The sequence below is a fragment of the Kiloniella laminariae genome, assembly GCF_027214005.1.
Taxonomy (GTDB): Bacteria; Pseudomonadota; Alphaproteobacteria; order Kiloniellales; family Kiloniellaceae; genus Kiloniella; species Kiloniella laminariae_A.
Genome location: NZ_JAPWGY010000004.1, coordinates 75,661 through 101,147 on the forward strand (window position 1 = coordinate 75,661; position 25,487 = coordinate 101,147).

Consider the following 25,487-nt stretch of genomic DNA (forward strand, 5'->3'; position numbering starts at 1 on the left):
GATTCCTGTAGAAATTCATTTGAACATCCCGCCCCGAACAAGATTTCCTAGAAGATTATGAGGATAGCCATTCAGGCAGGAGGTCCTGCCCTATAAGTGTATCATAATCAATCCGTTTGCGAACCACTGCAAATTTATCGCCTTTAACCAGTACTTCAGGAGCATTCAGCCGGCTGTTGTAACTGGAGGCCATTACGGCGCCATAGGCACCAGCGGATTCCATTGCCAGAAGATCCCCTGCTTTCACAGGTGGAAGAGGGCGCTGTCGGGCAAAGGTATCACCTGATTCACAGATCGGGCCGACAACGTCACAAGGTGAAATTTCCGTATCTGCTCCGGGTTCTTGTAAAGGAGTTATGTCATGCCAGGCATCATAGAGGGACGGGCGGATCAGATCGTTCATGGCCGCATCAATAATAACGAAGCGCCGGTTTGATCCCTCTTTGACGTAGATGGTCTCTGTAACCAGTACACCTGCGTTACCAACAAGAAAGCGTCCGGGTTCAAAGATGCATTCTGCGTCCAGCCCCTGCACAACTTCGCTGACAGTCTTTGCATAGACGCTGAGGTCAGGCGGGGTTTCGTCATTGTACTGGATGCCGAGACCACCACCGAAATCAATACGTTTCAGCGGCAGGCCGGCCTGCTTGAGTTCACTGTACAGTCCTGCCAGACGTTCGAAGGCATCTTTGAAGGGACTGGCATCTGTCAGCTGGGAACCAATATGTACAGCCAGACTTTCGATCGCGATGTTTGGAAGGTCGTTGGCCCGTTCTATGAACTTGCGCACCCGGGGAATATCAATGCCAAATTTATTCTCGGCTTTCCCTGTCGAAATCTTGGCATGTGTTTTTGCATCGACGTCCGGGTTTATCCGGAAGGCTATCGGGGCGACAACACCCATTTTCTGGGCAACCTCAGAAAGCGCCTCGAGTTCAGGTAATGATTCTACATTGAACTGGAGAATCCCGACCTTTAGACCTAGGGCCATTTCTTCCGGCTTTTTACCAACTCCGGCGAAGACAATCTTCTTGGGGTCTATGCCTGCAGCAAGAGCGCGGCGCAGTTCTCCTTCTGAAACAACATCAGCACCTGCACCGGCGGCGGCCAGGGTGCTGATGACAGACTGGTTGGAGTTGGCCTTCAGGGCATAAAAGATCGTGCCCTTAACACCTGCATCCTTTAGAGCGGAAGCGAAGGCATTGTATGCATTGACCATTGCTGCGGTGGAGTAGCAGAAAAACGGTGTTCCGACTTCGCGGGCAATGTCTTCCAGCGGCAGGTCCTCTACATGGAGCTTGCCGTTGCGGTATTCAAAAGAACTCATATCAATTTCCGTAAGTCGTGGTCTTTGTCCGGGAATTTTTGCGGATATTCAAACCCTGAGGCAGAAGGTTTTCCTCTTCTGTGCTCTGTGCCGGAGTAGAGGGGGTTGCAGGGGTCACTGAAGGGGGATAGGGGTACTGTGCCGGATAGTCCCAATCGCCTTCGGGCCGATCAAGTTTGCCGACCTTGCCACAGCTGGCCAGCAAGAGTAATCCGGCCAGGAGAACACCGGTTTTAATGGCAATTTTTCCCGCTGAGGTATAGATCATCGGATAAAGCGCTCCCGGGCGGCTTTGGCCGCTGCCTTAACATTTTCTGGGGCCGTGCCGCCAAAACTTGTGCGACTCTGTGCGGACTGTTCAACAGTAAGAAAACGGAATATTTCTTGTGTGATCCTTGGCTCGACGGACTGCATTTCTGCAAGATCCAGTTCACTGATATCACATTTTTTGTCTTCTGCCTTCTTCACAATCGTACCCGTCACGTGATGGGCATCCCGGAAGGGGAGGCCAAGTTCACGCACAAGCCAATCGGCCAGGTCTGTCGCTGTCAGAAAACCGTCAGCAGTGGCGGCATGCAGTTTGTCGCGGTTGGCTTTCATATCGGCAACCATACCAGTCATAGCCGTTACGCAGAGGATCAGGGTATCAGCAGCGTCAAAAACGGGTTCTTTATCTTCCTGCATATCCTTGCCATAGGTCAGTGGAAGACCCTTCATCACGACAAGCAGTGTGTTGAGTGCGCCGATAACACGCCCTGCCTTGCCCCGGATCAGTTCTGCTGCATCCGGATTTTTCTTTTGCGGCATGATCGAGCTGCCCGTGGTGAAGGCATCGGAGAGGGTAACGAAGCCAAAACCCTGGGAACACCAGATCACCAGTTCCTCGGCAAAACGGGAAAGGTGGATGGCCATGATGGCCCCGGCAGACATGAACTCAAGGGCATAGTCACGATCAGAGACAGAATCGAGTGAATTTGCCGTTGGCCGATCAAAGGCAAGTGCTGTAGCAGTGGCATGGCGGTCGATGGGGAAAGAGGTTCCGGCCAGTGCTGCGGCGCCAAGCGGGCATTCGTTCAAACGCTTGCGACAATCAATCAGACGACTGCGATCGCGGCCAAACATCTCGACATAGGCGAGCATATGGTGCCCGAAGGTAACGGGTTGTGCTGCCTGGAGATGTGTATAGCCGGGCATGATCACGTCATGATTTTTTTCGGCCTGATCGATCAGAGCTGAGATTAACAACCCGGTTTGCTTGTCCAGTTCGTCAATTGCTCCCCGAACCCAGAGTTTGAAATCCGTTGCGACCTGGTCGTTTCTGGATCTGGCAGTGTGCAGGCGGCCAGCGGCGTCGCCGATCAGTTCGCGCAATCTGTTTTCGACATTCATATGAATATCTTCGAGCGCAGCAGAGAAGGTAAAACGTCCCTCCTGGATTTCTCGCAAAATTGTGTCTAGACCTTCAAGGATTGCCTTGCCATCTTCAGGGGAAATAATGCCCTGTTTAACCAACATGGCGCAGTGAGCTTTAGAGCCCGCAATATCCTGTGCGGCCATACGTTTGTCAAAGTCGATGGAAGCATTTATTTTTTCCATAACTTCTGCGGGGCCTACGGTAAAGCGGCCGCCCCACATGGCGTTGGCTGTGGTTTCACTGGCTGTTTTGGTATTTGACACGGTGTTCTCTTTCGTCTTCTTGGGCGTGCGACTTATGGATTTTATATTATGACTTTGGCTTATGCCTATCGTGTGTTTTTTGTTTCTATCGGGCTCTTTTTAGCTGTTTTCTTTCTGCAGATAACAGAAGCAACCGCCGAAAATTCCGACAAACCCCCTCTTGAGGGGCGACTCGAGGGGAACTTTACTCTGTTCGATCCGCCTGTGCCAGTGCCGATCGAAAGCTTTGAGGATGAAGAAGGAAATCTTCGTTCTCTGAAGGATTTTGAGGGGCAGGTTTTACTTTTGAATTTTTGGGCAACCTGGTGCCCTCCCTGCATCAAGGAGATGCCCGATCTTGATAAACTGCAAGCAGAGCTTGGCAGTGATGATTTCCGGGTTGTAACGCTGTCTGAAGACCGAGGCGGGCTTAAACAGGTTCTCCCATTTTTGAATGACAACAACCTGAAAAATCTGCCTCCCTATGTGGACGTAAAGGGACGGGTTTCCCGTGCTTTCGGGGTGCGGGGCTTGCCATCAACCTATCTGATTGATAAAGAGGGATTGATCGTCGGAGCTTTGATTGGACCCTTTGAGTGGTCTGCACCGGAGGTGAAAAAACTTATCGCCTTTTATACAAAATAGCTGCCGCCTGGAGCAAGCTGCTCCTGCTGTATAAAAAAGCCCGAGATCGAGAAGATCATCGGGCTTTTTAACAGTGTTTGGTCGTTTGTCAGATTACCGCGTGGGGACAGGAACCTCGCCACCATAATCATAGAAGCCCCGGCCGGCTTTTTTGCCAACCCAGCCAGCTTCGACATATTTGACCAGTAGCGGGCAGGGGCGATACTTGGTATCGGCCAGGCCGTCGTAGAGGACGTGCATAATGGCGAGACAGGTATCCAGACCAATGAAATCGGCAAGTTCCAGGGGGCCCATAGGATGGTTGGCGCCCAGACGCATTGCTGTGTCGATGGAATCAACGGTGCCGACACCCTCGTAAAGCGTATAAACAGCTTCGTTGATCATGGGCAGAAGGATTCTGTTGACGATAAAAGCCGGAAAATCTTCGGAAGATGCCGAGGTTTTTCCAAGTTTTGCTGTCATGTCCTTGATCAGCTGATAGGTCGGTTCTTCGGTTGCGATACCGCGAATAAGTTCGACCAGCTGCATCACCGGCACCGGATTCATAAAGTGCATACCCATAAACTGGCCGGGGCGTTTTGTAACCGCAGCCAGGCGGGTAATGGAAATGGAAGAGGTGTTGGAACAGAGAATGGCTTCTGGTTTGAGCAAAGGGCAAACCTTGCGGAAGATATCTTTTTTGATTTCTTCATTCTCAGTGGCAGCTTCGATGACGACATCGCACTGGGCCAGACTTTCCATTTCAACGGAATTCCGGATCCGGGGCAGTGCGGCTTCCATCTCGCTTTTGGCGATTTTCCCTTTCGAGGCCTGACGCTGCATATTCTTTTTGATGATACTCAGGGCGCTGGTCAGCTGTTCCTGGCTGATATCGACCATGTGAACATCATAGCCGGCAAGGGCGCAAACATGCGCAATTCCGCTACCCATCTGGCCTGCGCCGATGATGCCGACTGTTTTGATTTCCTGAATTGTCATACTCGTCATGGGCCTTCCTGCCACGTCTGCTTCCCGAAACAAGACGCTATCACAGATGATACCGTCTTGCCGCAGGATATTGCTTTAGAGCGATTGAAACCGTCCGGATTAGAGGATCCGGACGGGAATCTCCCTAGCCGAGTTCTTTTTCAAGCTCGGGGATGGCATCAAAAAGATCAGCAACCAGACCGTAGTCCGCTACCTGGAAGATCGGTGCTTCCTGATCCTTGTTGATGGCCACGATAACTTTTGAGTCCTTCATCCCGGCAAGATGCTGGATCGCTCCGGAAATCCCGACTGCAATGTAGAGATCAGGCGCCACAACCTTACCGGTCTGACCGACCTGATAATCGTTGGGGACATACCCAGCATCGACAGCTGCCCGAGAGGCGCCAACGGCGGCACCAAGCTTGTCTGCAACACGTTCCAGCATGGCAAAGTTTTCACCATTCTGCATGCCGCGGCCACCAGAGATCACTACGCCTGCGCTGGTAAGCTCAGGACGTTCGGATTTGGTCAGCTCCTGGCCTAGGAAGGTCGAAAGTCCGGCGTCACCGGTTGCTTCGACTGCTTCAACCGCAGCGGAACCGCCTTCTTCTGCAGCAGCTTCGAAAGCGGTACCCCGAACTGTGATCAGTTTGATTGCATCACTGGACTGGACGGTTGCAAGTGCATTGCCTGCATAGATCGGGCGAACAAAAGTGTCCGCGCTTTCAATGGCGGAAATTTCTGAGATCTGCTGGACATCAAGCAAGGCTGATGCGCGCGGCAGAATGTTTTTTCCGTAGGTTGTCGCTGGTGCAAGAATGTGGCTGTAACCTGAAGCCAGTTTTACAATAAGCGGCGCGATGTTTTCGGCGACATCCTGGGCATATTCAGGGGCATCGGAAACAAGAACCTTGGAAACACCGGCGATCTTGGCAGCAGCAGCACCTGCATCGGCGCAGCCGGAGCCAGCAACCAGAACATGAACATCTCCGCCCAGCTGTGAGGCAGCGGTAACGGTGTTCAGGGTTGCAGATTTGATCGTCGTATTGTCGTGTTCGGCGATAACAAGAATAGACATCGTCAGATCACCTTTGCTTCGTTCTTCAGTTTGTCGACCAGCTCGGCAACGGAGCCAACAATAACACCAGCAGCACGCGCAGGCGGTTCGGTTACTTTCAGCGTTTTGACACGTGGAGCAACTTCTACACCGAGATCGGCAGGGCTTGTTGCATCAATCGGCTTTTTCTTGGCTTTCATGATATTCGGCAGAGAAGCGTAACGGGGCTCATTCAGGCGAAGATCAACAGTCAGAACGGATGGAAGCTTGACACTGACCTTCTGAAGGCCGCCGTCAACCTCACGGGTGATTTTGAGTAGATCGCCGTCTTTTTCCATGGCAGAAATGAAAGCACCCTGAGACCAGCCCAGCAATGCAGAGAGCATCTGGCCAGTCTGGTTGTTGTCGCCATCAATTGCCTGCTTGCCAAGAATAACAAGACCAGGATCTTCCTTGGCAACGACAGCCTTGAGCAACTTGGCAATAGCCAAGGGCTGCAGGTCTTCGTCACTCTGGATGTGAATGCCGCGGTCTGCACCCATGGCCAGACCTGTACGGAGAGTTTCCTGAGCCTGAGCAGGCCCGGCGGAAACGACAATAACTTCGCTGGCAATACCAGCTTCTTTCAGACGCACAGCCTGTTCAACCGCAATCTCGCAGAACGGGTTCATCGCCATCTTGACGTTAGTAAGTTCAACGCCAGTCTGGTCCGACTTAACCCGAACCTGTACGTTCGCGTCAATGACACGTTTGATCGGGACGAGTACTTTCATAGAGAAGTATCCTTAATTATCACGCTTTCCCTAAGCAGATCTGTGGATTTTTCCATCAAATTTCTGCTCTCTTACAGCCAGTCGCCGGGAACCTTAGGCCCGCCGGCATACACTGTCAATGACCGCCTACCGAGTTTTTCCGGAGAGTTTTCGGGGCGGATCATCTGTTCGCTCCGGGTACCCAGAGCACATCTCTGGCACCGTTGTCATTGACATGGCGGGCCAGAACGAAAAACAGGTCCGAAAGCCGATTGATATACTTCAGGCCTTCGGGGTTGATTTCTTCTTCCTGTATCAGGGCGGATACCAGTCGCTCGGCACGACGTGCCACGGTGCGCGCCTGATGCAGATAAGCTGCCGCAGCGGAACCACCAGGCAGGATAAACGATTTTAGCGGTGCCAGATCGGCGTTGATCTGGTCGATTTCCTGTTCAAGCCTTGTTACCTGTTCGGCGGTAATCCGCAGAGGAGGGTAGGCTGGATCTTTTTCTTCAGGGCAGCAGAGATCAGCGCCCAGATCAAAGAGGTCATTCTGAATGCGTGAAAGCATTGCATCAATCGGGGCATCAGCAGGGTTTGCAGTGTGAAGGCGTACCAGACCAACAATCGCGTTGGTTTCGTCCACAGTACCATAGGCCTCGACACGCAGATCATGTTTAAAGACACGCTTCCCGGAGCCAAGAGACGTTTTCCCCTTGTCCCCGCCACGTGTATATATTCGTGTCAACTGTACCATTATGGTCTGGCTCCGTACTGCAGGGCTGGTTCAGGCCTTCTGCAAGATGAAATCACAACATAGCCTATAGATCTTTGTTCAGGATATCACCGTTGCGACTGGCTTTTGATGAATTGAACAAATCCGCCATATTCCTTGGGTCAACTGCCTTTGGCTAACAATGCGAGGACGAGCACCACTAAAGCGATGCCCTGGGCAATCACCCGGTAGCGCATAAAGCGGTTGGCATTGTTTTTGTTGAAATCCCCTCCTTTGGCCATCGTGAAAAGGCCGGTGAAGAGAATGATCAGGACGGCTGCGAGTGATAGAACGATGAGTATGTTGAGAAAGACTTCCATGTTTTTACTGTCTCGCAGCGCTGGGTGTTTCTGTGTGGTGATGATGTCATTCTAAGAAATTGTGCATTGCATCATTACGCAAAGATGCGGTTGAGAAAACCCAAAAACCGGATTTTTTCTGCAAGGGGGCTTTGTTCTTCCTGCACCTTTGAGAGCAGAGGGTGCTGGAAGAGGTGTTCAGGAGCTTTGGCGCTGCATACCCTTGACCAGGGCACAGTAATCCGGATCATCATCCGGCGTTATGTAACCCTGGCGAATAAGGAAGTGGATAAGGACTAGACTGACGTTGAATTTGAAGTCATCACCGCTTTTGATGCGGTCAATGACCTGTTCCAGCGGCCAGAGATAAAATTCTTCGACTTCTCCATCGGTGTTTCGGGGGGTGAAATCTTCAGGCAGGCAGAGGTCATAAACAAAGAGGATATCATTTCGCAAGCCGTCTTCACGGGCACAGCGATAGGAGACGATCCCCGCCGGTTTCGCTTTTTGCACGAGGGCCTCGGGAATATCTGCTTCCTCTGCGGCTTCTTTGACAAGATTTTCGTAAACACCAAGCCCGAAAGGCTGCCCTCCAGCGACAATGTGATCCAGCTTGCCGGGAGCGTTGGGTTTATCGAGCGAACGTTTCCCGACCCAGATTTTTAATCCCTCAGCGGTGTGCACTAGGCCGTTGACGTGAACGCCGTATCCGCGGATGCCAAAATATCCAGCAGCGCCGCGGTCCATTTTCATAATCGGGGACTGCCCCCAATCATTGGTTACTGGATAGTATTCACCCCGCCAACGGGAGATGGTGCCATCCGCGACCAACTGTTGAATAGCTTCTTCAACTTTTTCGCTTCGTTCTGCAAAGCTCTTCAAGCTGGAGCAAAGGCTGACCTGCTGTTCGGTTACGACAAACACTTTGGGGAAGGCGGCGAGTGCCTGGGCAAATTCGTGTGTCACATGGCCGAAGATTTCTGCGCCGATCAGGAAGGGGCGATATTTTTCCGGCTGCCAGGTATGGCAACTGCGTACACGATCCATAAAGGCCACAAGAAACTCCCTGAAGGCTGATTCAATTCAGGAGCCATAGTGCGTTGGAAGTGCGTCTGTCACAATCATGAATTTTGGTACAGGCATGAATTTGGTACAGGCTTTATTTGGTTGCGACACCCTCAATAACAAAGGTGATGCGGACCATTTCGCCAATAACCGCTGTGTCAAGCCATTGGCCGTTGCCGATGCCATAATCCAGTCTTGAGACTTCTGCTTCGCCTTGAGCCCGTAATTCATCGCCCTCAACCGAGGCCTGAAAAGGCAGGTCGATCTCTTTGGTGACACCCCGCATGGTCAGGGAGCCGTGGGCAATAAAGCTATCGGGGGATAGCTGTTCGAAAGTCGTGGCTTCAAAGATCGCTTTTGGGTGTGCCGCAGTGTCAAAAAAGGCATTCGAGCGAATAAGTTTGTCCCGATCTCCGGACTGGGTGTTGACCGATTCGGTTGCGATTTCAACACGGATATGACTGTTCGAAAGCTCTTGGGGGTGGAAGGCGATTTCTGCCTGATACTGTTCAAATACACCGGGGATCTCCGCGCCGGATTGTTTTGCAACAAAGCCAACCTTGCTCTGATCATTCTTCAAAGACCAAAGCGGGGCGGCCTCGGCGTGTGAGCGGCCCAGGAACATGATGCCGAATACCAGGAGAGCGACTGAAAAAATAACGCGAAATAGAAATCTCATAACGGGTTCGATTCAAAAATTGTCGGGTTCAACTGCGCGGTTTGCCAAAAGGCATCATGCGAAGCAGGATTGTGTCTTTGTCTAGAAAATGATGCTTGAGCGCTGCGCCGGCATGAAGAAGAACCAGTGCTGCAATACCCCAGCCGACATAGAAATGGGAAGCGGCCAGAAGATCTGCAAGTTCTTTGTTGGCCTCGACCACATTTGGCAGGCTGTAGTAATTAAAAAACACAATGGGATAGCCGCTTGCCCCGGAATGGACAATGCCGATCAGGGGTTGAAGGATGAAGGCTGCGTAAAGAGCAAGGTGTACGGCATGGGCAGCAACCTTCTCCAGGTAGGGTTGTCCAGGCAAGGGAGGCGGTGGGGGGGACAAAAACCGCCAGGTCAATCTGATCAGAGCCAGGGCCATGACGATCAATCCGAGCGACTTGTGCAAATTGTAGTACCAGACTTTGTCAAGGCCGAGTGGCAGTCCCCCCATCCAGACCCCGAGAATAATCAGGGCGATGATGAGAAAGGCCATGGACCAATGCAGTGACTTGGCGACGGCTCCATATCGTTCTGCATTATTTTTGTACTGCATCTGAACAAATCCGCTGGTTTCGGCCATTCTCGGGCCTGTTGGCAAAAACACTGCTCGCTATAGCTCTGTAGTTGAGAGATAGGAAATGTTTTCGGCAATCAGTAGTCACAAATGGGTGATGAGAATGTTTACCGAGAGGAAATAATCAGAAGGCAGGTTTCTGCGTTAGGGGGGGGCAGATGTTGTGTCGAGAATGTTCACGATATCAGCAAGGATTGATGTCAGGTCAAAGTCTTTGGGCGTATAGACGGCTGCGACGCCCGCTTTCAAAAGGGTTGCCGCATCTTCAGGCGGGATGATGCCGCCCACGACAACAGGGATGTTCGATAACCCGGCGTCCTTGAGGCGGGAAATGACTTCTGTAACCAGAGGTCCGTGAGATCCGGACAGGATTGAAAGGCCGACAATATGAACATCTTCTTCCAGTGCGGCATTGACTATCTGGGCTGGTGTGAGGCGGATGCCTTCATAGACGACTTCAAAACCAGCATCACGTGCGCGCACAGCGATTTGCTCTGCGCCGTTGGAATGACCATCCAGTCCAGGTTTGCCAACAAGGATCTTGGCGCGGCGACCAAGTTTCGTTGAGACCAGATCAAGCTTTTTGCGAACTTCCTTGAGCGAGTTGATGTCATTACTGGTGGCGCTGGCTCGACCAACGCCCGTGGGCGCCCGGTATTCCCCAAAAATTTCTCTGAGCGCTTGGCCCCATTCACCGGTTGTAACGCCAGCATGGGCACAGGCTATTGAGCACTCCATGATGTTTTTGCCCTCGCGGGCTGCGGTCTGAAGATCCTGGAGGGTTTTTGTGACCTGATCATGATTCCGTTTTTCGCGCCATTCGTTCAAGCGGGAGATTTGTTCAGCCTCGGCCTGACTGTCAATTTTCATATAGCCGCCGTCCCCGCCACTGGTGAGGGGGGATTGTTCGGTTTCTGTATGTTTGTTGACGCCGATAACGGTCAAGTCACCGCTTTCGATATCCCGAAACCTTTTGGCTGCGGATTCTACCAGTTTGCCTTTCATGTACGAGCTTTCGACTGCTGCAACCGCACCGCCCATTTCTTCGATTCGGGCAAGTTCTTCGCGCGCTTCCTGCATCAGCTCTTCGACCTTGGCTTCAATCACGACCGAGCCGTTGAAGATATCGCCATATTCCAGCAGGTCGGTTTCGAAGGCGACGATCTGCTGAAGCCGCAGAGACCACTGCTGGTCCCAGGCCCGGGGCAGGCCCATGGCTTCGTTCCAGGCAGGAAGCTGTACGGCACGCGCCCGGGCATCTTTGGAGAGGACAACAGCCATCATTTCAAGAAGAATTCGGTAAACGTTGTTTTCCGGTTGCTGTTCGGTCAGGCCTAGTGAGTTGACCTGGACGCCATAACGGAAGCGGCGGTATTTTTCCTCTTCAACGCCATAGCGTTCCCGGCAGATCTCGTCCCAAAGACGGGTGAACGCCCGCATCTTACAGAGCTCGGTAACAAAGCGAACGCCGGCATTCACGAAAAAGGAGATGCGCCCGACAACCCGGGCGAAGTCCCTGTCGGGAACCTGCCCGGCTTCCTTGAGCGAATCGAGGACAGCTATTGCAGTAGCCAGAGCATAGGCGAGTTCCTGTACCGGTGTCGCACCTGCTTCCTGGAGGTGATAGGAGCAGACATTCATCGGATTCCATTTGGGGATCTGGGTGTAGGTAAAGGCAATTATGTCAGTGATCAGACGCATGGACTGTCGCGGCGGGAAAATGTAGGTGCCGCGTGAAAGGTATTCCTTGATCAGGTCGTTCTGGGTTGTGCCGGAAAGGCTGTCGCGTGACAGTCCCTGTTTTTCGGCACAGGCAATATAAAGCGCCAGTAACCAGGGTGCGGTGGCGTTGATGGTCATGGAGGTATTCATTTGATCCAGAGGGATCTGGGCAAAGAGCGTTTCCATGTCGCCGAGGTGGGATACTGGTACCCCGACCTTGCCGACTTCCCCCTTGGAAAGAGGGTGGTCGGAGTCGTATCCGGTTTGGGTTGGCAGGTCAAAAGCGACGGACAATCCTGTCTGCCCCTTGGCCAGATTTGTCTTGTAGAGCGCATTGGAGGCGGCAGCAGTCGAATGCCCGGCATAGGTACGGAAAAGCCAGGGTTTGTCGCGGGATTCAGTTTTTGCTGCACTTGCGTTCATTGTCGTTTTTCCTGTTCTGTCTTTATCAGGATTTTTTCCTGAATTTATCGTTATAGACTACATTAATGCTATATGTAGACATAAAGTTTCTTTATTTATTAATCTATAGCAAAATTATAACAATTGTGCATTGCAAAAAAAATAAGTCGCGATTAAGCTTGTTTTCAAGCGGCGACAGACCTACCGCCATCCGAAGAAATCTAAAGACCGTCACAAGGCGGCTGGAACGGGGATGAGGCTAAAGATGACTGATACAGCAAAAGTAGTGGACCTTACTGTCCATCAGGAAAAAAAAGATCTCTATGAAGTGGGTGAAATCCCACCTATGGGGCATGTGCCGAAACAGATGTATGCCTGGGCCATCCGGCGGGAACGTCAGGGCGAACCGGAAAAGGCCATGCAGGTCGAGGTGGTTGATGTTCCCACGTTGGAAACCAACGAGGTTCTGGTTCTGGTCATGGCGGCAGGCGTTAATTACAACGGCGTCTGGGCCGGGTTGGGCAAGCCGATTTCCGTATTTGATGTTCACAAAGAGCCCTACCATATCGCCGGATCAGACGCATCCGGGATTGTCTGGGCGGTTGGTGCCAAGGTTACCCGCTGGAAAGTGGGTGATGAGGTTGTGGTTCACTGTAATCAGGATGACGGAGACGATGAGGAGTGTAATGGCGGTGACCCCATGTTTTCCCCCTCCCAGCGTATATGGGGTTATGAAACGCCAGATGGTTCTTTTGCCCAATTTACAAGAGTCCAGTCCCAGCAGCTCATGCATCGTCCCCGTCACCTGACCTGGGAAGAATCCGCCTGTTACACCCTGACCCTGGCAACAGCTTATCGCATGCTCTTTGGTCATCGCCCGCATATCCTTCGTCCGGGGCATAATGTTCTGGTCTGGGGGGCTTCAGGTGGTCTTGGCTCCATGGCAATTCAGTTGATTGCCACGGCAGGTGCCAACGCCATCGGGGTGATCTCTGATGAGACCAAACGTGATTTTGTTCTTTCCCTTGGCGCCAAGGGCGTGATCAATCGTCGTGATTTTGACTGTTGGGGGCGGTTGCCTGAAGTCAATGATGTCGAGGGATACAAGGACTACATGAAAGAAGTCCGCAAGTTCGGCAAGGCGATCTGGGATATCACCGGCAAGGGCAATGATGTTGATTTTGTCTTTGAGCATCCAGGGGAACAAACCTTCCCGGTCAGCTGTAACATTGTCAAACGGGGAGGCATGGTGGTTTTTTGTGCCGGGACAACCGGCTTTAACCTCACTTTTGACGCCCGTTTTGTCTGGATGCGACAAAAGCGGATCCAGGGGAGCCACTTCGCCAATCTGAAGCAGGCATCACAGGCAAACCAGCTGGTAATCGAGCAGCGTCTTGACCCCTGTATGTCTGAGGTATTCTCCTGGGATGATATTCCGCGTGCGCATACCAAAATGCTGAATAATCAACATAAACCCGGGAATATGGCCGTGCTGGTTCAATCAAAACGCCCCGGTTTGCGTACGTTGGAAGACGTGGTCGAAGGCTAGGTCTTCTCCAGTTGCCGACAGGGATTGCTTCTGCCCGTGGTTATGTAGCGCCCGGGTAGTCGCAAAGCCGTACTTGTAACCTGCTGTTGTAAGGACGCTCCCTGTCGGAACCTACGCTGTCACTGTACCTGAATTTCCTTACGATGCGTGTTAAAGGTCCACCACAATGTCCCATGATCCGCTGCTGTTCTCGCGCTGCGAGAAGTCTGTTGCTGCTGCCACCGTTTTGCTGGAAGAGGCAAAGCAGTCTGTTGCCCATCTGGTCAAGCAGGAGGGGCGCATCAGTACGGAATTGCTGGAAGAACAGCAGTTTGCGGCTCACGGACTGGCCTGGATGGCGACGTATGTTGCCGCGCTTGATACATTGCTGGATTGGGCGCGGAAGCTGGACGAGGATGGGGGATTTCGTCAGCTTGAATCCCTGTTGCTGAAAATCGCCTTTGGCGAGTATCTCTCGCAGATCAGGGGAGGGATAGCCATCAGCCAGGTGGAGATCCTACGCCCGGTTGATATGGGGCTTTCCGCCGAACAGGTAGCGGTATTCGAGAGTGAGGCGGTCAGGGTTCTGATTGCCGAGGGAAATACTGCAGAAAACCGCAAGGCGCTGTCAGAATATCTGACAGGCAGCCTTGAAACGGGTGATTTCGGGGCCTCAGGCCTGGGCGATGAGACGCTGGAGATGATCCGTGGGCAGTTTCACAAGATTGCTGATGATTATCAGGATGCGGCTCATGGCTGGCACCTCAGGGATGAACTGATACCTATTGAGGTGGTTGAACAACTGGCAGAACTTGGCATCTTTGGCCTCACCGTTCCTGAAGAATATGGCGGGCTTGGAATGGGCAAGCTGGCGATGTGTGTTGTAACAGAAGAACTTTCTCGCGGGTATATCGGTCTGGGATCACTGGGTACGCGGTCTGAAATTGCCGCTGAATTGATTCGTCTGGGTGGAACCGAAGCGCAAAAAAAATCCTGGTTGCCGCGTATATCATCGGGCGAAATCTTGCCGACAGCCGTTTTTACCGAGCCAAACACGGGGTCTGATCTTGGCTCGCTTAAAACCCGGGCCGTACGCGAAGGAGATTGTTATCGCGTCACAGGCAACAAGACCTGGATTACCCATGCAGCGCGTAGTGACATTATGACCTTGCTGGCCCGGACGAACCCGGACGAACCCGGGTATAAGGGGTTGTCGATGTTTATTGCCGAAAAACCTCGGGGGAATGAGGAAAACCCTTTTCCGGCAGCGGGTATGAGTGGTGGAGAGATCAAGGTTCTCGGGTATCGCGGTATGAAAGAATACGAGCTTGGTTTCGATAATTTCGAGGTTCGCGGTGATAATCTCCTGGGAGGTGAAGAGGGGCAAGGCTTTAAGCAACTGATGGCGACCTTTGAATCAGCAAGGATCCAGACCGCGGCACGGGCGGTGGGGGTGGCGCAATGTGCCATGGAACTCGGCATGCAGTACGCCCGCGAGCGCATTCAGTTCGGTAAGCCGCTGTACAGTTTTCCACGGGTGTTCGGCAAGCTGGTCTGGATGGCGGTGGAAACCATGATTGCCCGTCAGTTGACCTATGCAGCAGCCCGGGAAAAAGATTCCGATCGCCGCTGCGATATCGAAGCTGGCATGGCAAAACTGCTTGGGGCAAGAGTCGCCTGGTCCAATGCGGATAACGCTTTGCAGATCCACGGTGGCAATGGCTATGCCCAGGAGTACAAGATCAGTCGGGTTCTTTGTGATGCCCGTATCCTCAATATCTTTGAGGGCGCTGCAGAAATCCAGGCCCAGGTGATTGCCCGGGGATTGTTATCCGGACGCAACTGACCTTTTTTCGGGGCTAGTGTTTCGGGCTAGTCTTACAGGCCAATCATATTGAGAATATCTTCAGGGGTCTTGCCTTCTTCGCGAAGGCTGCGGATTGCCAGGGCGTTGTGGCGTTTGGCGAGCCGGATGCCCTGATCATCCCTGACCAGTTCGTGATGGTGCCACCGGGGCACAGGCAGATCGAATAAAGCTTGCAGCAGGCGGTGAATATGGGTTGCATGAAAAAGATCCATGCCGCGGGTGACACAGGTTATGCCCTGTAGCGCATCATCCAGCGTAACCGAAAGGTGATAGCTCGTGGCAATATCCTTGCGGGCAAGGACGACATCCCCGAAAATTTCTGGAGTGGCACGAATCTCTCCCGCAGCGAGATCCTCCCAGTATAAGGTGCCGGATTGTGCCAGAGCCCGATCCATATGCAGACGCAGGGCATAGGACGCCCCGCTGTCCTGTCGATCTTTCTGCTCGCTTCGGGTCAGGTGTTTGCAAATCCCGGGATAGATAACACCGTCCGGACCATGAGGGGCGTTGCCGGACTGTCCTATTTCCTCTGCGATATCCTTGCGGGTGCAAAAACAGGGGTAGATCAGTCCTCTTTGTGTCAGCTTGTCCAGCGCGCTCTGATACTCTGGCAAATGTTCAGATTGACGCCGCACGGGTTGCTCCCATTCCAGCCCCAACCAGGAGAGGTCTTCATAGAGCGCCTGCTCAAAAATCTTGCGACAGCGCGTGGTGTCGATATCTTCGATGCGGAGCAAGAAACGGGCAGACTCTGTAAGCGTTTTCTGCCAGCTGAAGAGCGCAGAGTAGGCGTGCCCCAGATGGAGATAACCAGTGGGGGAAGGGGCAAAGCGGTAGGTGGGTGTTTCAGATCGGATCATGGTCTGACAAATGTGCAATGACCAGGGGGAAGAAGTCCAGTTGTGAGTGATAGAAAAATTCCAGACGAGAACCTGCGCCCTGCGTTGGAAGCTCTTTCCAGCCTCGACCCGGATATTGCCCGAGCTTTCGCGGAACATGGTTTGCCACCAGAGCGCTCCCAGGAAGCAGGTTTTGACGGGTTAATCCGGATGATCATCTCGCAACAGGTTTCAGTCCAGTCTGCCCGTGCCATTCTCGGGCGCTTGCTGGAACAGGTTGGCGTGATCACCCCACAAGAGATTCTGAAACTGGATGACGAGGGAATGAAAGCCGCAGGCCTCAGTCGGCCCAAGCAACGTTATGCCCGCGGACTTGCCGAAGATGTTCTCAGCGGAAAGCTTCAACTGGATCTATTGCCGGGGATGGATGATGAGGCGGTGATCGATCATCTTATTGCCGTAAAGGGGATTGGGCGCTGGACCTGCGAGATCTATTTGCTCTTTGCATTGCGCCGCCCCGATGTCATGCCGGCAGCTGATCTCGCCTTGCAGGAGGCAATGAAACATCTCAAGGGGCTGAGACAACGGCCAGGACCTGCTGAAATGTACCAGCTTTCTGAGCTCTGGCGTCCCTATCGCAGTGCCGGGGCAAGGTTCCTCTGGCACTATTATCGCCATGCCGGAATTGCCTAAGAGGCAGTGTGTAAATATCTGCTGACAGATATTTATTAACCATTTTTGTTAAATTCGTGACCTCGGGCAAAAATTCGTGTAAAAGTATAGTGTTATTCATGGGGGGCATGAAATGTCAGAGGTAGTTTTAACGGGCCCAAGGCACGAGCCAAGCTCGGGCGGACCGGCCAAAGAATTAATCATTATGCTACATGGTCTCGGAGCAAACGGGCAGGACCTGATTGGTCTTGCGCCTTTTTTTGCCCAGGCTCTTCCTTCTGCAGCGATTGTTTCTCCTGATGCCCATCAGACCTGCGATATGGCCCCGATGGGGCGGCAGTGGTTTAGTCTGATGAGCCGGGATCCCGACCAGATCCTGATCGGAATAAAAGCTGCGGCACCAATTGTTGATGCTTTCATCGACCAGCAAATGGCGCATTACAAACTCCCTGCTGAGCGGGTTTTGCTGATGGGCTTTTCCCAGGGGGCGATGATGGCCTATCATGTCGGGCTGCGCCGCAAAGAGGCTTTTGCCGGAATAATGGCCTATTCGGGGATGCTGGTTTCGTCTGATCTGCTCAAGACAGAGATGACAAGCCCTTGCCCTGTTCTGGCGATCCATGGCGACAAGGACGAGGTTGTGCCGTCTCAAGCCCTGCCTTCTGCGGTGAAAGCGCTGCAGGAGCACAAGGTACCCGTTTATCAGCAGATGATCTCTGAACTGGGGCATGGAATTGACGAAAACGGAATTTCCATGGGGGTGGGTTTTGCCCTTGAGGTTCTGGGCTATAGCACCCCGGAATAGACGCGCACATTTGTCAGACAGATCTGTCAGGCTGATTCCCTGACCTGCCCGCTCAAGGGGCGGTCAGGTTTTTTCTGTTGCGGCCCTTTCTTTACATTCCTTCTGAAAAAAAATCTGCTGTGGGGACGCGACTGCTTTTGCTGATCACGCGGGGCCGGTTTTCCCGGGGCAGGCTTTATGAAGAAGCGATGACCGTGGTGTGACAGTGGAATCTGAATTTTGTGTTTCTTTTGTTACGTGCATACAAAATGTTGTATGTATTCGAAATATGCAGTATTTTTAAATAGATGCTGGTTTCAGGTTGTCGCAAGTACGGTTTGTTTGGACAATTTGGCAGGCGGCATCGACAGGCCCAAGTTTTTGATGATTCCCTAGGTGTGTTTGGTAATCCTGCGGAGGAAAGACGTGGTTTCCTTTTCTGCCAATCCGGCGTTAGTCCTTAATGCAGACTTTCGACCGCTCAGTTATTTTCCTCTTTCTTTGCTGTCATGGCAGGATACGATCAAGGCTGTGTTCCTTGACCGGGTCCAGATCGTTTCAGAATACGATAGCGAGGTTCATTCGCCGTCTTTTCAGATGCGTTTGCCCTCTGTCGTCGCGCTGAAAGATTATGTGCAGCTGGATCGTCGTCCAGCCTTTACCCGTTTTAACGTTTTTTTGCGGGATTCCTTTACCTGTCAGTATTGTGGCGTGAAACAGGCATCTGAATTGTTGACATTTGATCATGTGGTGCCGCGTTGTCAGGGTGGTGGCACATCCTGGGAAAATATCGTTACAGCCTGCCAGTGTTGTAACCTGGCCAAGGGCGGTCGTTCTCCCGGACAGGCACGGATGAGCCTGCAGTCCTGGCCCTGTTGCCCCACGGTTCATGAACTGAATATCAAGGGACGTGCTTTCCCCCCAAATTATCTGCACCAGAGCTGGCGAGATTTTCTCTACTGGGATACCGAGCTGGAAGGTGAAAGTGGTGTGTCACTGCTTCATTAGGCAGGCAGCATTGCGTTCTGGATCGTGAAGGGCGAAGCCTCTTCTGATGTCAGTTTTGTCGTTGGGAACTCGAGGGGCTTTTGAGGGCAAGTAAACAGATTACGGCCAGTGCAAAAGCAATCATCACGTTGTAACCCGCCATGGATATGCCAAAAAGATCCCAGGGGATCTGATCGCAGCGGGCAACTGGTTTGTCGAGCAACTGGGCCATCAATTCTTCAGTCGAGAGTGAAAGGTCAATTGCATCGCCCTGACATTCGCTGCTGCCTTCCCACCATTGCTGCTCAACCCCGGTATGAAAGGCGGCAACGGCTGATTCAACAAAGAAAGAAAGGCTGGCAAGGCCGATAAACAGGCGGGCGAGGAAGGGGTTTTTACGCAACAGCCAGGCAAACAAGCCCATCGCGGCCGCGCAGACATAGACCCAGCGCTGGTACATACAAAGAACACAGGGAGAAAGACCGCCGATATATTCAAACGCCAAAGCACCTGCAAGCATAGACGCGCTGGAAAGGATGGTTACAAGTGCCATCCAGCCACTGCGGATCTCAAACAGGTGCTGTGTGAATTTTGACATGGTCTTTCCCCCAGGGTTTCTGTCAGAGCAGGTACTTGAGGGCAATGAAGCCCCCGACCAGAAGTATGCAAAAAAGTGTGGCGAGAATATTGAGGTACTTTTCGATAAAAATCCGGATCGGCTGACCGAAATACCACAACAGTCCGGCGACGAGGAAGAAACGCGCACCGCGGGCACCGAAAGAAGCGACAGAGAAGACGCCGAAATTCAGTTCGAAGAAACCGGAGGCAATCGTGATGACCTTGTAGGGGAAAGGTGTCACGCCAGCGATGAAAACAATCCAGGCACCCCACTCGTGGTATTTTGTGCGGAAACTCTCGATATAATCTGCCTTTCCGTAAAATTCGATAATCGGCTGACCGACAGAATCAAACAGAAAAGCGCCGATACCATATCCCAGCATCCCGCCGAGAACAGAGGCAATGGTCGCGACCAGCGCAATTTTCCAGGCCTGATCCCGGGCAGCAAGTACCATGGGGATGATCAGAATGTCCGGGGGAATGGGGAAGACCGAGCTTTCGATGAAGGCGATAAAGGCGAGGGCAAGCAGAGCATGAGGGTGCGCTGCAAGCCCCATGGTCCAGTTATAGAGGCTGCGAAACACAGGGAGCTTCCTTTTGTTGATCTGGTGGCGAAGCAAACAGGAGCAGGACTGATCCGTCAAGGCAGATTGACGCGATTTCAGTCAGACGTCAGAAAGTTTGCCAAGAAAATCGGGCCACCACAGATCTTTAGGGGCTAAGGACAGGAGAGAAAAGGTCAATAATTCCCAAGGAGGGGATAAGCTGGATTATTCGATCAACTGGGCCAGTGTCGCCAGTGGCCCCTTGTCTCCATCTTCAATTTCCATTCTGATTCGCTGATTCTGGGCGATGCGGAAGATGCCGGATCTTTCCAGAATACGGGCGGAGATAAAAATATCCCGGCTGCCGTCATCAGGGGCGACAAAGCCATAGCCCTTGTCAGCATTGAAAAACTTGACCACACCATCAATGGTCGGCAACCCACTTTCACTGCCCGGAGGTGGTGGCGGTTCGGGCAGGGATTCGACCCGGTGAATATGTTTGACCTGCAGGCCTTTGTCTCCGTTGGTCAGATCGCACACAAGCTCGGCCCCTTCTGGCAGAGATCTGTGGCCTGCCCGCTCAAGAACGGAAATGTGGAGAAATGCATCAGGCAGGTCTTCCCCCGCCTGGACAAAGCCGAAGCCCTTGGTGGCGTTGAACCATTTGACGCGGGCCTGAATGTCAGGCAGTTCATTTTCTGCCTGGTCGAGTGTACTGGTTTCCAACATGGCGCACGGTTACTCCCGGACTGACCTCTCTGTTGAACCTGCCAGCTATCCATCCCTGTCTGCTGCAGGGCTTCCCGGAAAATCACCGGGAGGATGTCTCGCAAGCTTGGAGGGAGATGTTCTTCTTTGATCGGCCAGAACGTTGAAAAGCTTCCCCCCAGAACCTGGCCGTTGGAACAGATCATACCCTTAATTAAGGGTTAAGTTCCAGTGACACTTTACTAAAATTTGCGAAATAAGGCAAAAATGCAGGTTTGACGTGTGAAATACGGCCTTCTCTGATGGTGGGGGCAGGGGAATGTTTGATATGGTGAGAAGAAAAGGATGAAGCTATTGTGTTGTCCGAATGACATGGTTCCGGCGCGATTTGTCTTCGGGAGTAGCAGGCAGGATTTATTTTTGTAAAGGAGGCTTGCCAAAGGCGCTGGCATAAGTAATATGCGCATCCACGAGAGCCCCCGTGGCGGAATTGGTAGACGCGCGTGACTCAAAATCTCGTATCTTCGGATGTGCCTGTTCGAGTCAGGCCGGGGGCACCAACTCGTATAAAACAAGAGGTCGATGCATTTTGCTCAGGCCTCTTTTTTTATGCCCGAAATCCTTATGGTTCTAAGAGGTTTATGTAATTTTGAGTGTGTTAATCTCTTCTGAGGTTAAGGCTTTGATCTGGACGAAACATGGCGTTTTATGGCATTCATGATCAAAATTTACGACTAATTTACGACTAAATTGGATGTTGGAACCGTATGGCCACTTTTAAAAAACGTGAAAAAAAATGGGTGGCAGAGGTTCGGATTAAAGGCCGCTACGCTTCTAAGACATTTTTGACTAAACTTGAGGCTCAAGCTTGGGCAGTTGAAAAAGAGCAGGATTTTGGACGACAAACAGGACTGGTCCAGGGAAAAACAGCCTCCGACGCATTCGATCGTTATGCGAAAGAAATCTCTCCAACCAAAAAAGGGGCTCGTTGGGAAGATATACGTCTTCAAAAACTAAAAAGATCTGGTCTGGCCGATATTTCACTCCTGCAACTGTCGACCGAGGATATCAATGACTGGATAAAGGAATCCGCAAAGACACTATCTGCTGGCTCCATCCATCGGGAATTCCATCTCATCGGTTCTGTAATGGAGGCCGCAAGAAAACGTTGGAAATGGATAGAGAAAAATCCCTGTCGCGATGCAGAACTCCCGAAAGAACCACCTCCAAGAGATCGGCGATTGTCTGATCAGGAGATCGCAATAATCCTTCGAGCACTAGATTATAAAGAAGGGGAAAAACCTAAAACCTCCCGTCAGAGGCTGGCGATCGCCTTTTTGTTAGCCATTGAAACCGCGATGCGGCAAGGCGAGATCTGGGGATTAACATGGGATAATGTTTTTCTTGAGGGAAGATACGTTCACCTTCCTGATACAAAGAACGGCACTAAAAGAGACGTGCCTTTATCTACGGCAGCTGTTGAGCTGCTTACGCTGTTTTTGCCAACCGAGGATAATAAAGTTTTTAAAGGCAGTCAGGTTGCGGCGGCCACAATGTTTCGACGGATAATCAATGAGAAATGTAAAATTTTTGATTTGAAATTCCATGACACCAGACATGAAGCTTTGACCAGGTTGGCTAGAAAAATTGATGTGCTGGATTTGGCGCGTATGGTTGGCCATAAAGATCCCCGGTCGCTGATGATTTATTATAATCCTACGGCTAGTGAGATCGCGCAGCGCCTTGGCTGATTGTTCCTTTGAACCTTCGTACCCACTGTTTCACCTCATTCGCATACCACCGTTTATGCCCACCTTTTTCTGAGGTGGGCAGTTGTACAGGAATCGGAAATCCTTCGATAGTAACGACACGACGCGCAACGGAATTGACAGCCAGTTTCAGATAATCCGCTATATCCTCCAGATCCCAGATTTCCCGACTAGTCCGGTTTTGTTTCCTAAGTTCTTCTAGAATGCCGATGAGAATTTCTTCACTCATGGTTATCAACTCCGGCATTATTCTGCAGCGCCCTTTCAATCATCCTTTCAAGGGGCGAGAGGTGTTTGACTTCCTTGGGTGGCTTATAAGGACGGAGATAGCGTTTTCTTGCCGCCAGCCAAGCCTTGTAAGGCCAGTGTTTTCTTTCTCCAAATGGATAAGCCGAATCGACAGCTTTAACCCTTGATTTGTAATCGATATCATCTGGTAAAGTTTGATGAACTTGGTCGATAACTTGTGAGGCGGATAGCGACCATTCTGTCATTCTGCTGCCTCCCGGCTGTACAGAATCCTCGCCTCAACCGCCTTAATTCTCTGACCAATCCACCGCATAACAGGCCTAGCCATTGAATTGCCGATCGACTTGTATCTGGGACCGTCGGGGCAGTCCTCAGCCGGCTTGTTTCTCCATGGAATACGCGTGTGATTATCTGGGATGCCTTGAAGCCTCTCGCACTCAAGCGGGGTAAGGCGTCGGACTGTCATGCCTTCACGGACATAACTTGTCTGCTTCATTCCAGGCGTAGCGGATAGCGCTCCAGAATAAGGCATTTCTCTGAGCTCATCGCGTGAATTTTGGGCGAAAGCAACAGCAACCTGACCACCTCCGTTTTGATGGCCGGTTACGCTATTCATCGACCGTAGCGTTGGCGATATGCCCTCAACAACATCCCTGCCGTCATCTTTGCAGGAGAAGGCCAGTAAATTCTCACTGCCTAACCCGCAATCACCGCCACTTGCGCGGATAGTGCCAAAGCCTTCGCTGTACTTCCCGTGACCTGATGAATGGCAAGCAACAAAAGTCTCTACTTCAAAATCCTGCCTGCACCCTTTTGCCGTGAGGGTTGCCGCCACATCGATCGGACCTGAACAATTTCCCCCCCCGAATGCCTCAACCAGCCCCGCACCACCCTGCGAGAATAGTTCCTGGTTGCTCATACCGATACCGCCGACATTATTGCTCTGATTTAGGGTTGGATGTGGCCCGTCTTCCCAGTGGTTTCCTTGTACTATTGATCCGGGTGATGTTCCTGCACCGCGACTGCGCCCAAGGCTTGCCTCAAGCGTTCCGGCAATTTCTTGCCCCTCTTTTCTGCCCGGCGGAGGATGCCCGCACAGGCTGTGGCGCTCAAATAGTACTTCTGCTGGATGGGCGTCTGTTCCAGAATACGCGACAACGAACACACGGCGGCGGCGCTGTGGTACTCCGAAGTACTGAGCGTCAAGCACCCTGTATGCGTACTGAAACCCGAGTTCGCGTAACGCCCCGAGGAAGGAACCAAAGTCCCGTCCGCCCTTGGAAGACAAGACGCCGGGGACGTTCTCCCAGACCATCCAGCGGGCCCCTGTTCGTTCAAGAAGGCGAAGAAATTCAAGCGATAAGTTGCCGCGTTGATCGTCCATTCCGCCTCTGAGTCCCGCAATGGAGAAGGACTGGCATGGTGTCCCCCCGACAAGAAGGTCAATTGGTCCATATTCATCGCCTCGAATTGTTGTGAAGTCGCCATGCAGTGGCACTTTTGGCCAGTGATGCTTGAGAACGGCGCGAGGGAATTTATCGATTTCGGAAAAGAAAGCCGGTTTCCATCCAAGCGGTTCCCAAGCGATCGATGCCGCCTCAATTCCTGAGCAGACAGAGCCGTATGTGAAAAGCTGCATCATGCTGCTACTCCTACGTTTTGGATGAAGAGGTAGTCTCGGCGGCGGAGGTTGGTGATCAGCTTTCTGGCCATACGCCAGGCTGAATCCTTCATTCCATCAATCATCTTGGCGTTACTGCCATTTTCGGCCAAGGGTGTCAGGGTGTTGACCGCGTCGATGATGTTGTCGGAAAGGTCTGCCCCTTCTTGCACCAGCTGGTGGCAGATATAGATGATGACGAGGAAGCCATAGCCGGTCAGGCGTTTTCTCAGGGGCGTCTGGAACAGCTCCATATAGTCGTTGCGCAGACTGCGCTTTAATCTGGGGCATTCAACCCAGATCATTCGCTCAGCCTTGACCTGCGCCAGTGCTGATTTCAGCATGGGAACCGCTCTTTTAAGTTCGCTCAGTTCCTCCTGGTGTAGAGGGTTTTTCAAACCTTCTTCGCTGTCGACCAGGATAAGGGAAATGACCTGCTCAAGCATAAAAGGCAAAAAGGCATTCTGCCGACGACGTTTGTCGGTGAGGTGACTAGTCATGGCCCTTCTCCGTAAATAATTCGCTTGGCACTACTTCGAGCCCCAGTTTTCCGGCAAGTAGAGATTCTACGATAGCTCCGGCGGAATTTTCCCATCCAGGCAGCATGACAATGCGTTCGCAGGAACGGACCATGGCCAGGCAGATATCCATGTAGTGGCTTTCTTCAAAGCCGACGGGTAAGCGAGCGGGGTTCATGACCGCGTGGCCTTGCTGTGTCTGGCGGTATTCTTCCTGCAGAAAAGCATCGCGGTTCTGGTCGGGCATGTCCGTAATTGGACCAGCGATATAAACTCTCATTTGTCCAGACCCTCCCAGGAGATGTGCCAGCCGGCGAATGGGATGCTGTAGGTTTTGTCGAAAAACTCGATCATCTCCTGGGCGTTTTCAAAGCCATCGGCGATTGCTAGTTGATGAAGGGAAGTTTCGGACAGAGGCATGCCGTCCAGATATCCGGTGAAATCAAAACCGTCGTTGTTGCGCCGGTTGGTGATCATAAAGGTTCTGACAGCCGATATACGGGCCTTCGCAAGCTTGTTGCAGTTCTTGGTCCTCATACCTGTATAAAGGGTCACTTCATCACCCACGGCTGCGGGGCTGCGTTTGTCCTTACGTTCAGCGCGGATGGTGCTGAGTTTTGTTCCTGAAGTGATCTGGGTGGCGAAACGTTTCTGGAAATTAAAGGCTGGCATTGTTGACCTCCCGGGTTGATTTGTGGCGGGCTGGCTTTTGAGTGGTTTCGGAAAGGCGTTTCTCAAGAAGGGTCACGCTTTCCAGTGCGGATAACAAAATCGGTGATAAGGGCTTCATG

Annotated in this window: 30 protein-coding genes and 1 tRNA gene; 8 read left to right on the top strand and 23 right to left on the bottom strand. The window is 52.1% G+C overall.

Annotated elements, in window-relative coordinates:
- Positions 1-55: 55 nt before the first annotated feature.
- Genes lysA through argH form a run of 3 tightly spaced genes read right to left on the bottom strand, consistent with a single transcriptional unit; the run spans position 56 to position 3,004 of the window.
- Positions 56-1,327, bottom strand: coding sequence for a diaminopimelate decarboxylase (gene lysA, locus O4H49_RS12705; protein WP_269423813.1), 1,272 nt, complete (start codon positions 1,325-1,327; stop codon positions 56-58).
- A 1-nt stretch (position 1,328) separates the two neighbouring features.
- Complete coding sequence (locus tag O4H49_RS12710) at positions 1,329-1,595, bottom strand: hypothetical protein (RefSeq protein WP_269423814.1); 267 nt, start codon at positions 1,593-1,595, stop codon at positions 1,329-1,331.
- Positions 1,592-3,004, bottom strand: a complete 1,413-nt coding sequence (gene argH / locus O4H49_RS12715; protein ID WP_419715226.1) for an argininosuccinate lyase — start codon at positions 3,002-3,004, stop codon at positions 1,592-1,594. The genes O4H49_RS12710 and argH overlap by 4 nt, the downstream gene beginning before the upstream one ends.
- Before the next feature lie 48 nt (positions 3,005-3,052).
- On the opposite strand from argH, the gene O4H49_RS12720 reads away from it, so the two are divergent.
- Positions 3,053-3,628 (top strand): TlpA disulfide reductase family protein, encoded by a 576-nt coding sequence (locus O4H49_RS12720; protein WP_269423815.1) that lies wholly within the window; start codon positions 3,053-3,055, stop codon positions 3,626-3,628.
- A gap of 93 nt (positions 3,629-3,721) precedes the next feature.
- On the opposite strand, the gene O4H49_RS12725 is transcribed toward O4H49_RS12720, so the two are convergent.
- The 9 genes from O4H49_RS12725 to O4H49_RS12765 all read right to left on the bottom strand — a co-directional run bounded on the left by O4H49_RS12725 (position 3,722) and on the right by O4H49_RS12765 (position 11,973).
- Positions 3,722-4,606 carry a 3-hydroxybutyryl-CoA dehydrogenase gene (locus O4H49_RS12725; protein WP_269424046.1) on the bottom strand — a complete coding sequence of 295 codons (885 nt, stop codon included), beginning with the start codon at positions 4,604-4,606 and terminating at the stop codon, positions 3,722-3,724.
- A 133-nt stretch (positions 4,607-4,739) separates the two neighbouring features.
- A complete protein-coding gene (locus tag O4H49_RS12730; RefSeq protein WP_269423816.1) occupies positions 4,740-5,672 on the bottom strand; it encodes an FAD-binding protein in 933 nt (310 codons plus the stop codon).
- A gap of 2 nt (positions 5,673-5,674) precedes the next feature.
- Positions 5,675-6,424, bottom strand: a complete 750-nt coding sequence (locus O4H49_RS12735) for an electron transfer flavoprotein subunit beta/FixA family protein (protein ID WP_269423817.1) — start codon at positions 6,422-6,424, stop codon at positions 5,675-5,677.
- A gap of 160 nt (positions 6,425-6,584) precedes the next feature.
- Positions 6,585-7,160 (bottom strand): cob(I)yrinic acid a,c-diamide adenosyltransferase, encoded by a 576-nt coding sequence (locus O4H49_RS12740; RefSeq protein ID WP_269423818.1) that lies wholly within the window; start codon positions 7,158-7,160, stop codon positions 6,585-6,587.
- Positions 7,161-7,300: 140 nt separating this feature from the next.
- Positions 7,301-7,498, bottom strand: coding sequence for a twin transmembrane helix small protein (locus tag O4H49_RS12745; RefSeq protein WP_269423819.1), 198 nt, complete (start codon positions 7,496-7,498; stop codon positions 7,301-7,303).
- Between the two features lie 177 nt (positions 7,499-7,675).
- Positions 7,676-8,524, bottom strand: a complete 849-nt coding sequence (locus O4H49_RS12750) for an NUDIX hydrolase (RefSeq protein WP_269424047.1) — start codon at positions 8,522-8,524, stop codon at positions 7,676-7,678.
- A gap of 112 nt (positions 8,525-8,636) precedes the next feature.
- Positions 8,637-9,221, bottom strand: a complete 585-nt coding sequence (locus O4H49_RS12755) for a YceI family protein (RefSeq protein ID WP_269423820.1) — start codon at positions 9,219-9,221, stop codon at positions 8,637-8,639.
- Between the two features lie 28 nt (positions 9,222-9,249).
- The gene (locus tag O4H49_RS12760; protein ID WP_269423821.1) at positions 9,250-9,834 is read right to left on the bottom strand and encodes a cytochrome b; all 585 of its coding nucleotides are present in this window, start codon (positions 9,832-9,834) and stop codon (positions 9,250-9,252) included.
- 138 nt (positions 9,835-9,972) lie between these two features.
- Positions 9,973-11,973, bottom strand: a complete 2,001-nt coding sequence (locus tag O4H49_RS12765; RefSeq protein WP_269423822.1) for a protein meaA — start codon at positions 11,971-11,973, stop codon at positions 9,973-9,975.
- Positions 11,974-12,217: 244 nt separating this feature from the next.
- Here O4H49_RS12765 and ccrA point away from each other — a divergent pair, with 244 nt between their 5' ends.
- Together ccrA and O4H49_RS12775 are read left to right on the top strand one after the other, a co-directional pair.
- Positions 12,218-13,501 carry a crotonyl-CoA carboxylase/reductase gene (gene ccrA / locus O4H49_RS12770; RefSeq protein WP_269423823.1) on the top strand — a complete coding sequence of 428 codons (1,284 nt, stop codon included), beginning with the start codon at positions 12,218-12,220 and terminating at the stop codon, positions 13,499-13,501.
- 166 nt (positions 13,502-13,667) lie between these two features.
- Complete coding sequence (locus tag O4H49_RS12775; RefSeq protein ID WP_269423824.1) at positions 13,668-15,326, top strand: acyl-CoA dehydrogenase family protein; 1,659 nt, start codon at positions 13,668-13,670, stop codon at positions 15,324-15,326.
- A 32-nt stretch (positions 15,327-15,358) separates the two neighbouring features.
- Here the strand turns inward: O4H49_RS12775 and gluQRS are convergent, their stop codons facing one another.
- Positions 15,359-16,207: a tRNA glutamyl-Q(34) synthetase GluQRS gene (gluQRS, locus tag O4H49_RS12780; RefSeq protein WP_269423825.1), complete on the bottom strand. Its 849-nt coding sequence runs from the start codon at positions 16,205-16,207 to the stop codon at positions 15,359-15,361.
- 42 nt (positions 16,208-16,249) lie between these two features.
- Between gluQRS and O4H49_RS12785 the strand changes: the two genes are divergently transcribed.
- The 3 genes from O4H49_RS12785 to O4H49_RS12795 all read left to right on the top strand — a co-directional run bounded on the left by O4H49_RS12785 (position 16,250) and on the right by O4H49_RS12795 (position 18,650).
- A complete protein-coding gene (locus tag O4H49_RS12785; RefSeq protein WP_269423826.1) occupies positions 16,250-16,879 on the top strand; it encodes a DNA-3-methyladenine glycosylase family protein in 630 nt (209 codons plus the stop codon).
- Between the two features lie 112 nt (positions 16,880-16,991).
- Positions 16,992-17,663, top strand: coding sequence for an alpha/beta hydrolase (locus O4H49_RS12790; RefSeq protein ID WP_269423827.1), 672 nt, complete (start codon positions 16,992-16,994; stop codon positions 17,661-17,663).
- 405 nt (positions 17,664-18,068) lie between these two features.
- Positions 18,069-18,650, top strand: a complete 582-nt coding sequence (locus O4H49_RS12795; RefSeq protein ID WP_269423828.1) for an HNH endonuclease — start codon at positions 18,069-18,071, stop codon at positions 18,648-18,650.
- Positions 18,651-18,699: 49 nt separating this feature from the next.
- On the opposite strand, the gene O4H49_RS12800 is transcribed toward O4H49_RS12795, so the two are convergent.
- From O4H49_RS12800 to O4H49_RS12810, 3 genes are all read right to left on the bottom strand, one after another.
- Complete coding sequence (locus tag O4H49_RS12800) at positions 18,700-19,227, bottom strand: disulfide bond formation protein B (RefSeq protein WP_269423829.1); 528 nt, start codon at positions 19,225-19,227, stop codon at positions 18,700-18,702.
- Between the two features lie 22 nt (positions 19,228-19,249).
- The gene (locus tag O4H49_RS12805) at positions 19,250-19,831 is read right to left on the bottom strand and encodes a YqaA family protein (protein ID WP_269423830.1); all 582 of its coding nucleotides are present in this window, start codon (positions 19,829-19,831) and stop codon (positions 19,250-19,252) included.
- 186 nt (positions 19,832-20,017) lie between these two features.
- On the bottom strand, positions 20,018-20,521 hold the full coding sequence (locus tag O4H49_RS12810; RefSeq protein WP_269423831.1) for a cold-shock protein: 504 nt from the start codon (positions 20,519-20,521) through the stop codon (positions 20,018-20,020).
- Between the two features lie 454 nt (positions 20,522-20,975).
- Here O4H49_RS12810 and O4H49_RS12815 point away from each other — a divergent pair.
- Positions 20,976-21,060 (top strand) — tRNA-Leu (locus O4H49_RS12815).
- A gap of 207 nt (positions 21,061-21,267) precedes the next feature.
- Positions 21,268-22,251, top strand: coding sequence for a tyrosine-type recombinase/integrase (locus O4H49_RS12820; protein ID WP_269423832.1), 984 nt, complete (start codon positions 21,268-21,270; stop codon positions 22,249-22,251).
- Here O4H49_RS12820 and O4H49_RS12825 read toward each other — a convergent pair.
- From O4H49_RS12825 to O4H49_RS12855, 7 genes are read right to left on the bottom strand one after another with little or no spacing between them, the layout of a single operon-like run.
- Positions 22,223-22,498: a hypothetical protein gene (locus O4H49_RS12825; protein ID WP_269423833.1), complete on the bottom strand. Its 276-nt coding sequence runs from the start codon at positions 22,496-22,498 to the stop codon at positions 22,223-22,225. The genes O4H49_RS12820 and O4H49_RS12825 overlap by 29 nt on opposite strands.
- Positions 22,491-22,763 (bottom strand): hypothetical protein, encoded by a 273-nt coding sequence (locus O4H49_RS12830; RefSeq protein ID WP_269423834.1) that lies wholly within the window; start codon positions 22,761-22,763, stop codon positions 22,491-22,493. The genes O4H49_RS12825 and O4H49_RS12830 overlap by 8 nt, the downstream gene beginning before the upstream one ends.
- Positions 22,760-24,160, bottom strand: coding sequence for a DNA (cytosine-5-)-methyltransferase (gene dcm, locus O4H49_RS12835; RefSeq protein WP_269423835.1), 1,401 nt, complete (start codon positions 24,158-24,160; stop codon positions 22,760-22,762). The genes O4H49_RS12830 and dcm overlap by 4 nt, the downstream gene beginning before the upstream one ends.
- Positions 24,157-24,678: a hypothetical protein gene (locus O4H49_RS12840; RefSeq protein ID WP_269423836.1), complete on the bottom strand. Its 522-nt coding sequence runs from the start codon at positions 24,676-24,678 to the stop codon at positions 24,157-24,159. Before O4H49_RS12840 ends, dcm begins: the two co-directional genes overlap by 4 nt.
- Positions 24,671-24,976, bottom strand: coding sequence for a DUF4406 domain-containing protein (locus tag O4H49_RS12845; protein WP_269423837.1), 306 nt, complete (start codon positions 24,974-24,976; stop codon positions 24,671-24,673). Before O4H49_RS12845 ends, O4H49_RS12840 begins: the two co-directional genes overlap by 8 nt.
- Entirely contained in the window at positions 24,973-25,368 is a 396-nt protein-coding gene (locus O4H49_RS12850; protein ID WP_269423838.1) for a hypothetical protein, read from the bottom strand. Before O4H49_RS12850 ends, O4H49_RS12845 begins: the two co-directional genes overlap by 4 nt.
- On the bottom strand, positions 25,355-25,486 hold the full coding sequence (locus tag O4H49_RS12855; RefSeq protein ID WP_269423839.1) for a hypothetical protein: 132 nt from the start codon (positions 25,484-25,486) through the stop codon (positions 25,355-25,357). The genes O4H49_RS12850 and O4H49_RS12855 overlap by 14 nt, the downstream gene beginning before the upstream one ends.
- Position 25,487: the final 1 nt, after the last annotated feature.